Genomic DNA, 14,353 nt, shown 5'->3' with positions numbered 1-14,353 from the left:
AGAACCGCGCACCGAATGCACTCAGGCCCTGTCCGGAAATCTCCGGACAGGGCCTGATTCGAGAGCCGCCTGGGGGAATCGAACCCCCGACCTATTCATTACGAGTGAATCGCTCTGGCCGACTGAGCTAAGGCGGCGTGTCGCGGTGGTGGAGCCGTGCGACGGGCATCAGTGTAGCGGAGCCCGGCGCGTCACCTTCCGGGGGCCGCGTCGTTAGGCTCCTATGACTTCGGTCTCAATTCCGGCCCCCGAACACCATCTGGAGGATTCGGCACATGCGGCGAAAACTGCCTCGGGCGGTAGCCGTCCCCGTCACCGCGGCCCTGGTGCTGCTCAGCGCGGGTCCGGCGGGTGCGCAGGACATCCCGACCACGCCGATCCCTCAGCCGGGGAGCCCGGGCCAGCCACCCGCGTCGGTGCCGAACGAGCCGCAGCCGCTCGGGCACGCTGTCGGGGACGCGGGTACCGCGCTCGGGGTGTTGCGGCTGCTGCCGAACTCGGTGACCACGGGGACCATCCTCCCCGGCTTCGGCCAGCAGCTGCCGAAGCAGTCCGCGCTGGAGGCCGGGATGGGCCTGTCCAGCGCGTCCGCGAATTCGGAGGCCTACCTCAGCTACGAGAAGTCGATCGCGCAGTCCTCGCCGTTCGGGCTCGCGGTGGGCGGGCAGGCGCCACAGGTGCCAGGCAGCCTCACGCAGACAGCGTTGCCCGACAACCCCAAGGAGATCACCGGCGGGCTCAACGCACCGTCGAATCCGCTGCTGAACGTCGGGCTGCTCAACGGCAGCGCGCACGCGCGCTGGAGCGACACGCTCGGCCCGTGCGTCGGCACGATCTCCGACGCCAGCACGTCGGTGGCCAGTCTCTCGCTGCTGAACGTCATCCCGACGCTGCCGCAGGTCCCGCTGCTCGGCGGAGGCGGGCTGAACCTACCGTCCACCGACAAGCTGGCCACCGGGTTCGATCCGGCGAGCGGGCTGCAGAGTCTTGGCGGCCTGCTGTCCGGGGGCGAGAAGGCCCAGCCGGGCGGCGCCGGTTCGCTGCTCAGCCTGCCGAACACGCTCTCGTCACACTCGCAGGTGAAGCTCGTCGACATCCCGGGGTCGAAGAACAAGGCCGTGCAGTCGGTCTCGACGCTGCAGGGCGCGGACCTCCAGATCCTCAAGGGCACCCCGCTCGAACTGGAGCTCAAGGTGGTCAGCCAGCCGACGCTCACGGTGACCTCGACCGGCGACGCGAAGACGTCGAAAGTCGAGTACCAGGCACCGGTACTGACCATCTCGGCCGGCGGCAAGACGCTGTACACCCTCGACGCGGCGAACCCGACACAGGACATCCCGATCGGCCTGCCGTTGTCGCCGCTGAGCGACCAGTTCGGCGCGCTCGACAACGTGCCGGTGGTCGGCGGCCTGGTCGCCACGGCGACGCAGGGCCTCAAGCAGTTGTCCGACACCACCAACAAAGTGCTCGACCTCGGCGTGCTGCGGCTGAGCATCGCGAACCTGGAGCAGAAGCAGTCCGAGGCGACCACGCCGTTCAAGGGCTACCAGCTGGGTGCCTCCGCGCGGCTGTTCGACCTCCAGGTGCTGCCCACGGAACGGCTGAAGAGCCTGTTGCCGAAGGACGCGGGCGACAAGCTGCCTTCGTCGCTGGCGCAGCTTTCGCTGGGCGAGCAGGTGGCGCGCGCGTACGCGCCGACGGGTGGCGTGGTGTGCGGTAGCACGACTCCCGCTCCGAACGCTGGTGGCCAAGCGCCGGCCGCCCCGGCGAAGCACCTCGCCTACACGGGCACTGCGTACGCAACTGTGCCGTTGTTCTGGACCGGTACCGCGTTGCTGTTGCTCGGTGTGGTCATGGTGGCTGCGTTCCCGAACCGTCGCAGGCCCGCGCTGGTGTCGCACAGGAATCCCGGCGAGCCAAAGCCTTTCAAGCCGTCACCGTTCCCACGCGACTGACTTCGTGAGTGGTGAGACCGTCCCCCGGTCTCACCACTCACGAGTCAGCCTTGGCGAAGTGTGGTGACCATGGCTTCCACGGCGATCCGCGGCTTCACATTCAGCCCGATCGCTTCGCGGCACTCCAGAACGGCTTCGAGCCGCCTCAAGGTCGACTCCGGGGTCCATGCCGAAGCGGCGGACGCGATGGCGTCGGCGTGGTCGGGGTGGGTGAGCGTGGCTCCGGCATGGGAAGCCGTGACCAGCACGTCGCGGTAGAAGCCCGCGAGGTCCACCAAGGCGAGATCGAGAGTGTCGCGCTGGGTACGCGTGGCGCGGGACTTCTGGCGCTTTTCGAGCTGCTTCACCGCGGCTTCGGCGGCCCGCTTCGCACCGGCGACGCCCTTTCCCGTGCCGTCACCGCCCATCGCGGTACGCAGCTCGGAGCGTTCGGATTCGTCGCGGCTTTTGCTCTCCTCGCCCGCATCCGCCTCAGCCGCGCTGATCAGCTGGTCCGCGCTGGTGAAGACGTCCCCAGGACGGCGGAGGCCGAGCGGGATCCGCAGCACGGTGTCCCGCCGGTGCCGAGCGGCTTCGTCGGTCGCGAGCCGGCGCGCGCGGCCGACATGTCCGTTGCACACCGCCGCTGCCCACTGCGCACGCTCGGGATCGACGCCGTCCCGCGAGACGAGGACCTGCGCGATCGCTGCCGCGGGCGGGGTCCGCAACGGCACCAGCCGACACCGCGAGCGGATCGTGACCGACACGTCCTCCGGATGGTCCGACGGTGCGCAGAGCAGGAACACCGTGCGCTCCGGCGGTTCTTCGACGGCCTTCAGCAACGCATTCGACGCGCCTTCGGTGAGGCGGTCGGCGTCTTCGATGATCACGACCTGCCATTCACCGGTCGTCGGCCGTCGCGCTGCGGCTTGCACCAACGCGCGCATCTCGGCGACGGAGATCGACAGGCCCTCGGGAACGACGAGCCGTACGTCCGCGTGCGTACCGGCCATCGTGGTGCGGCAACCCGGGCACGCACCGCAGCCGGTACCGGTGCTGCACTGCAACGCCGCGGCGAAGGTGCGCGCGGCGACCGAACGCCCGGACCCAGGTGGGCCGGTCAGCAGCCACGCGTGCGTCATCGCAGCCGGCGCCACAGGCTCTCGCGCGACGATCTTCGCTGCCGCGGCCGCCGCAGTGGAGAGCGTCTCCGCTGCCGGTTCCTGCCCGATCAAACCCGCCCAAACGCCGATCGGCGCGGTCACTTCGCCTCCGCTTCGGACGCTACGCGCTCCTCGGCTTCCGCCGCGGTGGCCTCGGCGACGTCTGCGGCAGCCGCGGCTTCGTGAACGGCGTACGGTGCCGGCTGGTTCGCGACTGCGGCTTCCTTCGGCGCGAAGCTGGACAGCCGCCCCACGAACACCGCCTGGACCGCGACGCGCACGCGCTCGGCGATCTCGTCGTCGGTCCCGTCCGCGTCGATCACCACGTAACGGTCGGGGTCCGCGGCGGCCATGTCGGCGAGCAGCTTCTGCATCCGCCACTGCTCGCTGGGCGACAGCTTCGAATCGTCGGGATTCTGGTTGCCGGACGCGGTGTCCAGCAGCACGGTGAGGTCCGGGCGCAGCCGTCCGGTCGCCCAGTCGGTGATCCCTTCGAGCTCGGCACTGTCGAGACCGCCGACCGCGGACACCGCCGCGAGCGGTGAGTCGGCAAAGCGTTCCATCACCACGACGGATCCGGCGTCCAGCGCCGGCTGAATCTCCCGCTCGACCAGATCGGCCCGCACCGCTGCGGCGACCAGCGCCTGTGCCCGCGCGCCGGACAGCGAGGCCTCGGAAACCAGCGTGGTGAACTGGCGTTCGGCCAGCGCGGGATCGGCAGACCGGACCACCGGGCGTACGCCGGTGTCCAGCCAGCGGACCAGGCGAGCGGCCTGCTCTCCGGTGTTGATCGCGGTGGTGCCTTCAAGCGCGATCAGGTAGCCGTTGACGCGCCGCGGAGTCCGGCGCAGTGCGTTGCGCAGGTCGGCGAAGATCTTTTCGGTGCGGCGGTCGTCCATCTGCCGGTAGGCGACCACTCCGAGCAGCACGGCCAGCGCGGCGGCGCCGAGCATCACCGGGCGGGTGCCGTCGATGGTGATCGGGCCGCCCCACACGGTGACCTGCCGGGGCCTGACCAGGCCGATCAGCGCCGGCGTGACCACGGTGGCGCCGGCCAGCACCACTTTCAGCATCGTCTGGTAGATCGCATTGATCCGCCCGCGGATCGCGTCTTCCACGCGGGAGCCGATGATCGTGACGCCGGTGAGGAACGCGGTACCCGCGCAGACCCCGACCAGCGCCACCGCGACCAGCGAGATCGCCAGGTGCGGCGACAATGCCACCACCAGCAGGGAAAGCCCGGCCACGACGATGGAAATGCCGAACAGGCGGTCGTGCGGAAGCCGGTGGGCGAGCTTCGGCGCCACTGCCATCCCGGTGGCGAGCCCGAGGAAGACGGAGAGCACGAGCAGGTTGAACGCAGCGTCGCCGGCGAGCAACGACGAGGAGTACGGCTTGGCCGAAGCCACCACCGCACCGCCCGCGGCGAAAGCCCCGAACGCGCCGATCAGCAGCCCGCGCACCAGCGGCGTGGTGCGCACGAACCGGAAACCGTCGCGCATCATGGCGCCGAGGCCGAGCTTTTCCTCGGCGGCCTTCTCGGCCTTCTTCTCGGGAGTGGCGTGCACGTCGCGCAGTGACAGCTCGGGAATCCGGGTGGCCACGAGGACGCCGCTGGTCAGGTACAGCAGACCGGTGATGACCACGACGATCTTGGCGATGTAGAGGTCCGCGGTCGCGCCCTGGAACAGGTGGAACGTGGAGTTGATGCCGAGGATCAGCGCGTTGGCCCCGGCCGCGGTGATCACCGCGAGGCCGTAGGTCATCACCAGGCCGAGCTGGTTGGCGGTCTCCACCTGGTCCGGGCGGCGCAGCAGGTTCGGCACCGCGGCGTCCTTGGACGGAATCCACATGATCGAGCTGCAGCCGACCAGGAAGTTCGCCACGAACAGCCACCACGGGGCGCCGACGATGGCGATCGACAGCAGGAAACCGCACCGCAGCAGGTCGCAGACGACCATGACCTTGCGCCGGTCGAACCGGTCCGCCAGCAATCCGCCGACCGGGGCGAACAGCAGGCCCGGCAGCAGGCTGGTCACGACCACGCCGACGAACGCGAAGTTCTGCGCGGTGTAGTTGTCCAGGAGCTTGGTGCTCAGGCTGGTCAGGGCCAGCAGGTTCAGCCAGTCGGCGACGCTGCACAGGTACGTGACGCCCCACAGTCTGCGGAACGGTTTGATCGCCAGCACCCGGCGGACCCGGTGGATCGTGGACGCCGGAGCCCCGCTCGACCCACCCGGACCGGCTCCGGGCAACGACCGTATGCCCTCGCTGATATGCCCACCCCACTCGTCACGGCGGCGCCGGGCGACCCTTGCGGATCCCCCGACCGTGTCGCCAGGGTAGCGCCGGAGCAGGGGTGGCCGCGGAACCGGCCCGGGTGTCGTACGGGGGATGCGGGCTCAGCCGAACAGCTCGCCCAGACTGCTGACCAGGCTCGCAATCATCTCGATTGCGACAATTCCGAACACGATCAACAGGACGAACGCGAGCACCACACCCGCGGTGCTGGTCGAGGGGCGGCCCATGGCCGGCATGCTGATGGCCGGCAGCCCACGCCGCCGGACCTGCCGTTCGGCCAGCTCTTCCTCGATGTCGTCGTCGGCGACCTCGGCGACCTGCTTCAGCTTCGGCCGCGGCAGGTTCTTCAGCAGCTGCGGCGCCCGGCTGGGCCAGGTCCGCTGCCGCGGCAACAGCCCGAGCGGCACCCGATCGGGTCGTTCGAAGGCGGCCGAATCGGAGATCGAACTCCGCACACCTTTCTTCGACTCCTCCTCGAGCGCGGCCTCCACCATGCGCTTGACCGCGTCCGGATCGTGCTGCACCGGCCGTGCAGTGGGCAGCGGCCCGAACTCCCCGGCCCGGGCAGCCCCGCCGCTGCCGCCGGTGACCAGCCCGGACAGCGGATCGGAGAACCGCTCCCCGACGAAATCGCCGGAAAGCGTGCCATCCCGATCGGACTCCGGGGCGGGGGGCGGAAAGAAAGGCGCCCCATCGCTCGTGCTCATGGTGACCACCTCACTACGGAATGCCCGCCACGTCCAGTATCGGCGAGACTGCCCACACTCGCATCCACCCAATGGCCTCAGCCTACTGCGACGGACGCGCCCGGCCGGGCACACTCCGTGCCCGCGGGACCACCTCCGGCATCACACAGTGGTGGCGGACGGCCCTGGTCGCCACCGGCGGCGCCGGACAGGTCGTCGGTGACAAGCGACGTCGAGCGGGCCACCGCCGAGGCGCCGGGCGGGACCGTCCGCAACAAGCGACGTCGGGCGGGCCGCCCGCTACCAGCGGCGCCGGGCGGAGCTGTCTGCCGCAAGCGATGCTGGGCGGGGCGACTCTCCTCAACTGGCGGCAGGCGGCCCTTCGCCATAAGCGATGCAGGGCAAGGTCAGCCGCTAAAGCAGCGCCGGGCGGTCATCCACCACAAGCAATGCCGGGCGAGGCCGCTCACCACCAGCGACGCCAGCCGGGACCGTCTGCCACAAGCCATGCTGAGCGAGACTATTCCCTGCAGGTCGCGGCAGGCAGACTCCTTCGCCATAAGCGATGCGGAGCAAAGTCACTCGCTGAAGCATCGCCGGGCGGCTACGTCCGGGCGAGTGGTGCCGGTACCGGCTCGTTCGCCACACGCGAGCCGGTGGGGACGCTCGCCACCCCATTCACCGCCTCTGTCCACCGCCACATCACGCTCACCGAACCGATCGGTATCCCGGCCGCTCAGCACCTCCCATCAGCAGACTCGCTCACCTCCGTCGACATACCCACTTACCGTCGCTCGCGCGCTGGACACCCCTCCTCCCCTGGACACATCGACCCGCCTCCCAGCAGCAACCCACTCACCTCAGCCCAGCCCCTCACCAGCATCTCCACTCACCCCTGACCCAAACCCGCCCCTGCCCGGCCGCAACACCCCCATCACGATCACGCATGACTGCGCACCGCCTCGACGATCCAGGCCTCCGCGGTGCTGCGGGTCGCCGGTGTCCAGGTGATCGTCCAGCCGCCGCCCGGAAGCGGGGCCGCCCGGAACTGGTAGCGGCCCTGGTCGTTGTCCACCAGTCCGAACGCGCCGTGCGGGTACTCGGCCAGCACCGCCTCGCGCACGGTGAGGTCGACCAGCACCGTGCCCTGACGGGGGCGGGCGGCCGCGGAGCGGATCACGTCCAGCTCGCCCCAGGCCGCCGACGGGACCAGCCCGCTGCGGTCGGTCTCGATCCGGACCGCCGGGCCGGGGCCGGGCGCACGGTCGGGCAGGCCGTCGAACACCCACCCGGGCAGCGCGCTCAGCAGGCCGGATCGCAGCCGCGCACGGCGGCCCGCCCTGGTCATCACCGTGGTGTAGTCCGCATCGCCGAAGAACCGCACCTCCCACGGCTCCCGGTCGGCCGGGAACACCCCGGTGACCACGCCCCGGATGAACCCGCCGCGCAGCACCCGGTACAGCCCGAGCGCCTCGGCCGTCACCTCGCCATCGGTGGCCAGCCCCAGCGCGGTCATCCCGCCGACGAACCGGATGTACTGCTCCGCCTCCTCGGCCAGCGCTGCGCCGAGCAGCGGCCCGAACGACTGCCGGACCTCCGCGAGGCTCGGCTCCGGTGCCGGCCGCTCCGGCCCGGCCAGCACCGGTGGTACCTCGAAGTGCGGGTCGTAGAACTCCATCACCGAAGGCCGCTGCGGCACCTCGGCGCGCAGCGGTTCGATGACCTGGTCGATGACGTCGAAGACGACAGGTGCGGAACTGCTCACCCCTGCATTGAACACCCTGGGACCGAGATTTTCTCGAACCTGTGTTCGAATCACCCGGAGGGGCGACGACCGCGCCGGTCAGCCCGGCCGCACCGGTTCGGCGGCCCGCATCGACGGCGCCAGGAAGTGCACGGTCACCAGCAGGGCACCGACCACCGCGAACGTCCAGTGCAGCCCGATCCCGCCGGACAGCGGCCCGATCAGCGCCGGTCCGGCGAGGAAACCGAGGTACCCGCAGGCCGCCACGGCCGCGATCGCCCGCCCCGGCGCCTCCGGCTGTTTGCGCCCGGCGGCGCTCCACGCGAGCGGGACCATCGCGGACACCCCGAGCCCGGCCACGGCCGATGTTCCAGAACGCGTGGAATCCGGCAAAGATCGGCCGCCCGTACGCCTCTTCGACGCGCGCAGCGTGCGCGTTCATGGACACGTCGAGCAAGCTGTTGCCGACTCCGAGCACAGCGAGAGCGGCAACGAACAACGGCAGATCCGGAGCGAACGCAGCAAGCGGGAGCCCCGCGCACAGCACAGTGGCGCCGCAAACCACTCCACGCCGGCTGCCGATCTTCGTCAGCACCGGACCCGCGGCCAACAGCGCGACCACCGAACCCGCTGCCAGCCCGAAAACACCGACCGCCAGCTGTCCCTCGCTGAGACCGAGCTTCGCCTGCGCTGCGGGCACGCGTGCGGCCCACGAAGCGAAAGCGGCTCCGCACACCGCGAATACCACTGAAACCGCTATTCGCGCGCGCCGCGCTTCTTCCACCCGGCCCCCCTGAACATGCGAAGGGCCATCCGGACGGGAGGGCCCGGCAAAGTTGGTCGAGGGCCCGTGATCAGCAGAGAGAGCCGTGGCTGCCCGACCGGTTTCGGGGCTGTGAGGGTGCCCCTGACGGACTCAGAGTCCGTGAAGGGGCCCTTCACAGCCCTCCGCAGCTGCGCAGGGCCCCTCCACACCGACTTTGCCGACACCCTGGCATCCGGATGGCCCTTCGAAACGGATCTACTTGGCTTTCGCCGTACTGCTCGCCTTCTTCGCGGGCGCCTTCTTGGCCGCCGGCGACTTCGCCGTGGTCTTCGCCGTGGTGGACTTGGCCGTCGTGGTCTTGGCAGCCGCAGTCTTGGTGGTCGACTTCGCCGCGGCGGTCTTGCGCGCAGGCGCCTTACGCTTCGGCGCCGGCCCCTTGGCACGCTTCTCCGCCAGCAGCTCGGCGCCACGCTCAGCCGTCAGCTCCTCGATGCTGTCGGTCTTCCGCAGCGTCGCGTTGAACTCGCCGTCGGTCACGTACGGACCGAAGCGGCCGTCCTTGACCACCATCGGCTTGCCCGAAACCGGGTCCTCGCCCAGTTCCTTGAGCGGCGGACGCGCCGTTGCCGACCGGCCACGCTGCTTCGGCTCCGAATAGATCTTCAGCGCCTCTTCGAGCGTGATCGAGAACAACTGATCCTCGGTCTGGATCGACCGCGAGTCCGTGCCCTTCTTGAGGTATGGCCCGTACCGCCCGTTCTGCGCGGTGATCTCGTCGCCCGACTCCGGGTCCTTGCCCACCACGCGCGGCAGCGACAGCAGCTTCAGCGCTTCGTCGAGAGTGATCGTCTCGACCGACATGGCCTTGAACAGCGAGCCCGTACGCGGCTTCGGCAGCTTCGCCTTCGCTGCCTTCTTCTGCGCCGCAGTGGCGTCCTCGGGCAGCTCCGGCTCCGGGAGCAGCTCGGTGACGTACGGGCCGAAGCGGCCTTCCTTCGCCACGATCTCGTGTCCGCTGACCGGGTCGGTGCCCAGTACCCGGCCCTCCTGCGGAGTGGCGAACAGCTTTTCCGCGATCTCCGGCGACAACTCGTCCGGCGGCAGATCCTCGGGCAGGTTCGCGCGCTGCGACTCGCCGTTGACCTCCCTTTCGAGGTACGGGCCGTACCGGCCGACGCGCACCACGACCTGGTGTCCCTCGGCGTCGCTGAACATCGGGATGGAGTTGATCTCCCGCGCGTCGATGCCCTCGACGCTGCCATCGACCAGCTTCTTCAGCCCGCCCAGCCGGCCGACCGAGCCCTCCACGCCGAGATCGCCGCCGAAGTAGAACTTCGACAGCCACTCGGCGCGGTGCTCGTCACCGTTGGCGATGCGGTCCAGCTCGTCCTCGAGGCCGGCGGTGAAGTTGTAGTCCACCAGGCGTTCGAAATGCCGCTCCATCAACGCGACCACGGCGAACGCGACCCACGAGGGCACCAGCGCGGAGCCCTTCTTCCATACGTAGCCGCGGTCCTGGATGGTCTTGATGATCGAGGCGTAGGTGGACGGGCGGCCGATGCCCAGCTCCTCCAGCTTGCTCACCAGGCTCGGCTCGGAGTAACGCGCGGGCGGCGAAGTGCTGTGCCCGTCCGCGGACAGCTCGTCGGCGGTCAGGCCCTGATCCTTGACCAGCACCGGCAGCCGGCTCTGCTTGTCGTCCGCTTCGCCACCCGCCTCGGTGTCGACGGCCTCGACGTAGGCCTTCAGGAAGCCGGCGAAGGTGATCGTGCGGCCGGAAGCGGCGAACGTGCACTCCTCGCCGGAGGTGGCGGTACCGACGATGCGCACCGACATCGTGGTGCCCTTCGCGTCCGCCATCTGCGACGCGATGGTGCGCTGCCAGATCATCTCGTACAGCCGGAACCCGTCGGTGTCCAGCTCGCTCGCGACCTGGCCCGGGGTGCGGAAGACCTCACCGGACGGACGGATCGCCTCGTGTGCCTCCTGTGCGTTCTTCACCTTGCGCGTGTACTGCCGCGGCGACGGCGAGACGAACTCCTTGCCGTACAGCTGCGTCGCCTGGCTTCGCGCGGCCGAGATCGCCGACTCCGACAGCGTGGTCGAGTCGGTACGCATATAAGTGATGTAGCCGTTCTCGTACAGCTTCTGCGCGACGCGCATGGTGCGCTCGGAAGTGAAGCGCAGCTTACGGCCGGCCTCCTGCTGCAGCGTCGAGGTCATGAACGGCGGATACGGCTTGCGCGAGTACGGCTTCTCCTCGACGCTCGCGACCTTGAAGTCCCGCTCGCGCAGCGCCTGCGCCAAGGCCTGCGCGTCGGCCTCGCCGAGCACGCGGATGTCCTTGCCGGAGCCCTTGAGCTCCCCGTTCGAGTCGAAGTCACGGCCGGTGGCCAGGCGCGCGCCGTCCACCGAGACCAGCCGCGCCGGGAAGTTCCGCGGAGCCGCGTCCGGACCGGCGTTCATGGTCGCGGAGATGTCCCAGTACGACGCCGAGGTGAAGCGCATCCGCTCGCGCTCCCGCTCGACCACGATCCGGGTCGCCACGGACTGCACGCGGCCCGCCGAGAGCTTCGGCATGACCTTCTTCCACAGCACCGGCGAGACCTCGTAGCCGTACAGCCGGTCGAGGATGCGGCGGGTCTCCTGCGCGTCGACCAGGTCGGCGTCCAGCTCCCGGGTGGCGTCCGCGGCGGCGCGGATGGCCTGCTCGGTGACCTCGTGGAAGACCATCCGGCGCACCGGCACCTTGGGCTTGAGCGTCTCCAGCAGGTGCCAGGCGATCGCCTCGCCCTCGCGGTCGGGGTCCGTGGCGAGGTAGAGCTCGTCGACGTCCTTGAGCAGGCCCTTCAGCTCGGTGACCTTGGACTTCTTGTCCGGCGTGACGATGTACAGCGGCTTGAAGTCGTTGTCGATGTCCACGCCGAGACGGGCCCAGGACTCGCCCTTGTACTGCGCGGGCACGTCGGCGGCACCGCGGGGCAGGTCGCGGATGTGCCCGACGGAGGACTCGACGACGTAGTTGCCGCCGAGGTAGGGGGCGATCTTGCGGGCCTTGGTCGGCGATTCGACGATCACCAGCCGACGGCGGCCGGCGCCGTTGCCCCCGGCGTCGCTCTTCTTGGTCCGTGCTCCTGCCACGCTGTCCTGCTCTCCACTCATCTCCGTGCCGTCGCCTCTGCGCCGGCGGCGGCACTCTCTCCCCGCTCCGGGGGTTCTGCGCCCGCGTCTCGACCTGTCAGTGTGCACGTCCCCGGCGGCTGTGCAGCGCAGAGGTGCCCGGATCCACCGGCGGGCCCCTGCCCGTCGGATCGCCACTGACCTCGGCGATGTTTCCTTTCCACACCTAGCACGTGATGTCGGACACGTGCCGTGCAGGGTAACCGGTCACGCAATGGATACCCCTTCGTTCGACAGTGGCGCGCCCCGCGTCGCCAAGGTTTCACTTACTATGCCCACCTGCCGAAAGGAATCTTCATGACTCGACGTCTGCTCGGTGGCGCGATCGCCACCGCAGCTGTGTTCGCGTTGGCCGGCGCCCCGGCGGCAAGCGCGGCGACGACCTCGTTCTCGGGCACCGTGGCGCTGTCCAACTGCTCCGGCTCGGTGGTCAAACCGGCCACCACGCCGCTGGACGCGCCCGCGCTCGTGCTGTCGAACGGGCACTGCCTGGAGTCCGGCTTCATGAAGCCGGGCCAGGTGATCACCGGCCAGGCCTCCGGCCGCACGTTCGACCTGCGGTCCCCGGACGGGCAGAGTTCGGCGGGCACGGTCAAGGCGAAGAAGATCCTCTACGCCACCATGACCGGCACCGACGTGTCGCTCTACCAGCTCACCGACAGCTACGCCGGGATCAAGGACAAGTACGGCGTCGCCCCGCTCGAACTGGTCGACAGCCACCCGAAAGCGGGCACGGCCATCGACGTCGTCTCCGGCTACTGGAAGAAGACCTACTCCTGCAGCGTCGACGGCTTCGTACCCGAGCTTCGCGAGAACGGCTGGGTGTGGCAGGACTCCATCCGCTACACCCCCGGCTGCACCACGATCGGTGGCACGTCCGGTTCGCCCATCGAGGACCACGCGACCGGCAAGGTCATCGGCGTGAACAACACGTCCAACGACAACGGCGAGCGCTGCACGTTGAACAACGCGTGCGAGGTCGACGAGTCCGGCAACATCACCGTGCACGCCGGTACCAAGTACGGCGAGGAGACCTACGGTATTCCCGCCTGTCTCACCGCGGCCGGCGAAGTGGACCTCAACCGGCCGGGCTGCACGCTGCCGAAGCCGTAACCCCGCGTCCCGCGAAGGGGCCCTGTCCGGCATAACCGCCGGGGAGGGCCTTTTCTCTAATCCAGCTACCCCACAGCCTCCAGTAAGTATTGAAGAGGACTCTCTTCCCGGCCGGCGCGGCGCGGCTCACCCTCGGTCCGGACGGGACGGCGCTCACCGACCGGCGGCAACTCCGGCCACACGTCCTCGGCACCGGCAGGCGCCTCTCCGATCAATTCCAGCAGCCCATCGAGCCGACGCCGCCCGGTGACCCGCAGGCCCGGCGCCTCGGCCTTCGGCCCGAGCAGCCGCGCCTGCACTCCGAGCGGAGCGAGCGCTGCCGCCAGCTCCTCATGCATCAGTGGCGCCATCGGGTCGAGCCCGAGCAGGTATCCACCGGGCTCCGGACGACCGGCGGCGAGTGCCCACATCCGCAGCATCGCGCCGCTCAGCCGGAACCCGCCGGGCACGGCCTTGCCCGAATCCTGCTCGGCCGGACCGGTGCACCCCGGCCGCAGCCATCGGTCGGCGAGCCCCAGCAGGTCGACCCGGAACGACGTGCGCACCTGCGGCCGCCCGCAGTCGGCCACCGCGACCTGCGCATCGGCACCCCGGCCACGGCATTCGCGCGCCAGCACCCGAGCCCGCCACGCCTGCTCGACCACCACCGTCAGCCGGGCCGCGGTGCGCCCGAAGCCGGTGATCTGCCCCTGACAGCACAACAACCCGGCCAGGTCCGCGAGCCCCGGTCCGGTCGCCTCCGCCGAGAACAGCGAGATCGTCCGATCCACACCGATCATGATAGAACACAAGTTCGATTGGAGGCGAGCGTCACACGGGTGTCTTTTTCGCCGGCACCCGAAAGGGCGGTCAGCTCGGCGCCGGCGGCACCACGAGCTGCTGGCACCCCCTCGCCCGCTTGCCCGCGGCAGTCAGCTCGGGTGTGGCATCGAGTCCCTTCAGCACATCCAGCCTGCTGACCGCATCGATCACCGACCGGGCTTCACCCAGCGCCGCCCGGGACGCGTCGGCCCCGCCGGCCGAGTCGAGGCGGCGGCGAACGCCGTCAGCGCGGGCACGCACTGAAGCGAACTCGCCGAGCAGCTCCGCACGCGCGGTCTCACCGCCGGACAGCGGAGGCGGTCCCACCCGGTCCAGCCCGGCGATCGTCCGATCGATTCCGTCCACCACCGACGAGAGAAGTTTGCTGGCGGTCCGGGCCGCCTGTAGCGGGGAACTCGGATCTATCTCCGGCAGGCCGGCCAGCGTGCGCACGAGGTGGCTGACCGCCGTGCAATACCCGTCCGCCCAGCCGGCCGCCGGGTCGGCGCCGCTCGCCGGGTCCGACTGTCCGCCCGCGTGCGGCTCGGCCGGTGCGGGCGGCTGCCCGCAACCCGCCAGACCGATCCCGATTCCCGTTGCCAGCGCGGCAAGGACGGTCCACCGCGGCCGCACCCGAACACCTCCCCGCCACTCGAAGCCCAGAA

The 14,353-nt window shown here is 70.0% G+C and carries 10 protein-coding genes, 1 tRNA gene and 1 pseudogene; 2 read left to right on the top strand and 10 right to left on the bottom strand.

Annotation, left to right across the window (positions count from 1 at the left end; all coding sequences use genetic code 11):
• Window positions 1-63: 63 nt before the first annotated feature.
• A tRNA-Thr gene (locus ATK36_RS19330) sits at window positions 64-137 on the bottom strand.
• A 138-nt stretch (window positions 138-275) separates the two neighbouring features.
• On the opposite strand from ATK36_RS19330, the gene ATK36_RS19325 reads away from it, so the two are divergent.
• On the top strand, window positions 276-1,955 hold the full coding sequence (locus tag ATK36_RS19325; RefSeq protein ID WP_098512824.1) for a hypothetical protein: 1,680 nt from the start codon (window positions 276-278) through the stop codon (window positions 1,953-1,955).
• A gap of 44 nt (window positions 1,956-1,999) precedes the next feature.
• Here the strand turns inward: ATK36_RS19325 and ATK36_RS19320 are convergent, their stop codons facing one another.
• The 7 genes and pseudogenes from ATK36_RS19320 to topA form a co-directional block, all read right to left on the bottom strand.
• Complete coding sequence (locus ATK36_RS19320; RefSeq protein WP_098512823.1) at window positions 2,000-3,199, bottom strand: DNA polymerase III subunit delta'; 1,200 nt, start codon at window positions 3,197-3,199, stop codon at window positions 2,000-2,002.
• Complete coding sequence (locus tag ATK36_RS19315) at window positions 3,196-5,361, bottom strand: bifunctional MFS transporter/dTMP kinase (RefSeq protein ID WP_098512822.1); 2,166 nt, start codon at window positions 5,359-5,361, stop codon at window positions 3,196-3,198. The genes ATK36_RS19320 and ATK36_RS19315 overlap by 4 nt, the downstream gene beginning before the upstream one ends.
• Window positions 5,362-5,499: 138 nt before the next feature.
• Complete coding sequence (locus ATK36_RS19310) at window positions 5,500-6,105, bottom strand: hypothetical protein (protein WP_245914896.1); 606 nt, start codon at window positions 6,103-6,105, stop codon at window positions 5,500-5,502.
• 919 nt (window positions 6,106-7,024) lie between these two features.
• Window positions 7,025-7,864: an ESX secretion-associated protein EspG gene (locus ATK36_RS19305; RefSeq protein WP_098512820.1), complete on the bottom strand. Its 840-nt coding sequence runs from the start codon at window positions 7,862-7,864 to the stop codon at window positions 7,025-7,027.
• A gap of 63 nt (window positions 7,865-7,927) precedes the next feature.
• Window positions 7,928-8,164, bottom strand: coding sequence for a hypothetical protein (locus tag ATK36_RS33630; RefSeq protein WP_245914894.1), 237 nt, complete (start codon window positions 8,162-8,164; stop codon window positions 7,928-7,930).
• 133 nt (window positions 8,165-8,297) lie between these two features.
• A pseudogene (locus ATK36_RS34435) lies at window positions 8,298-8,528 on the bottom strand (MFS transporter); the annotation flags it as partial.
• Between the two features lie 321 nt (window positions 8,529-8,849).
• Window positions 8,850-11,756 carry a type I DNA topoisomerase gene (gene topA / locus ATK36_RS19295; protein WP_211291906.1) on the bottom strand — a complete coding sequence of 969 codons (2,907 nt, stop codon included), beginning with the start codon at window positions 11,754-11,756 and terminating at the stop codon, window positions 8,850-8,852.
• A gap of 315 nt (window positions 11,757-12,071) precedes the next feature.
• Between topA and ATK36_RS19290 the strand changes: the two genes are divergently transcribed.
• Window positions 12,072-12,887 carry a S1 family peptidase gene (locus ATK36_RS19290; protein ID WP_098512819.1) on the top strand — a complete coding sequence of 272 codons (816 nt, stop codon included), beginning with the start codon at window positions 12,072-12,074 and terminating at the stop codon, window positions 12,885-12,887.
• 65 nt (window positions 12,888-12,952) lie between these two features.
• Here the strand turns inward: ATK36_RS19290 and ATK36_RS19285 are convergent, their stop codons facing one another.
• Both ATK36_RS19285 and ATK36_RS19280 read right to left on the bottom strand, forming a co-directional pair.
• Window positions 12,953-13,657 carry a hypothetical protein gene (locus ATK36_RS19285; RefSeq protein ID WP_098515007.1) on the bottom strand — a complete coding sequence of 235 codons (705 nt, stop codon included), beginning with the start codon at window positions 13,655-13,657 and terminating at the stop codon, window positions 12,953-12,955.
• Between the two features lie 79 nt (window positions 13,658-13,736).
• Entirely contained in the window at window positions 13,737-14,321 is a 585-nt protein-coding gene (locus ATK36_RS19280) for a hypothetical protein (protein ID WP_098512818.1), read from the bottom strand.
• Between the last annotated feature and the right edge of the window lie 32 nt (window positions 14,322-14,353).

This window comes from Amycolatopsis sulphurea (assembly GCF_002564045.1).
GTDB classification, from domain to species: domain Bacteria; phylum Actinomycetota; class Actinomycetes; order Mycobacteriales; family Pseudonocardiaceae; genus Amycolatopsis; species Amycolatopsis sulphurea.
This window is presented reverse-complemented; position numbering and strand designations above follow the sequence as displayed.

Coding starts and splice junctions, on each gene's coding strand:
- ATK36_RS19325 (WP_098512824.1), top strand. CDS start 276: ATGCGGCGAAAACTGCCTCGGGCGGTAGCCGTCCCCGTCACCGCGGCC.
- ATK36_RS19310 (WP_245914896.1), bottom strand. CDS start 6,105: ATGAGCACGAGCGATGGGGCGCCTTTCTTTCCGCCCCCCGCCCCGGAG.
- ATK36_RS33630 (WP_245914894.1), bottom strand. CDS start 8,164: ATGGTCCCGCTCGCGTGGAGCGCCGCCGGGCGCAAACAGCCGGAGGCG.
- topA (WP_211291906.1), bottom strand. CDS start 11,756: ATGAGTGGAGAGCAGGACAGCGTGGCAGGAGCACGGACCAAGAAGAGC.
- ATK36_RS19290 (WP_098512819.1), top strand. CDS start 12,072: ATGACTCGACGTCTGCTCGGTGGCGCGATCGCCACCGCAGCTGTGTTC.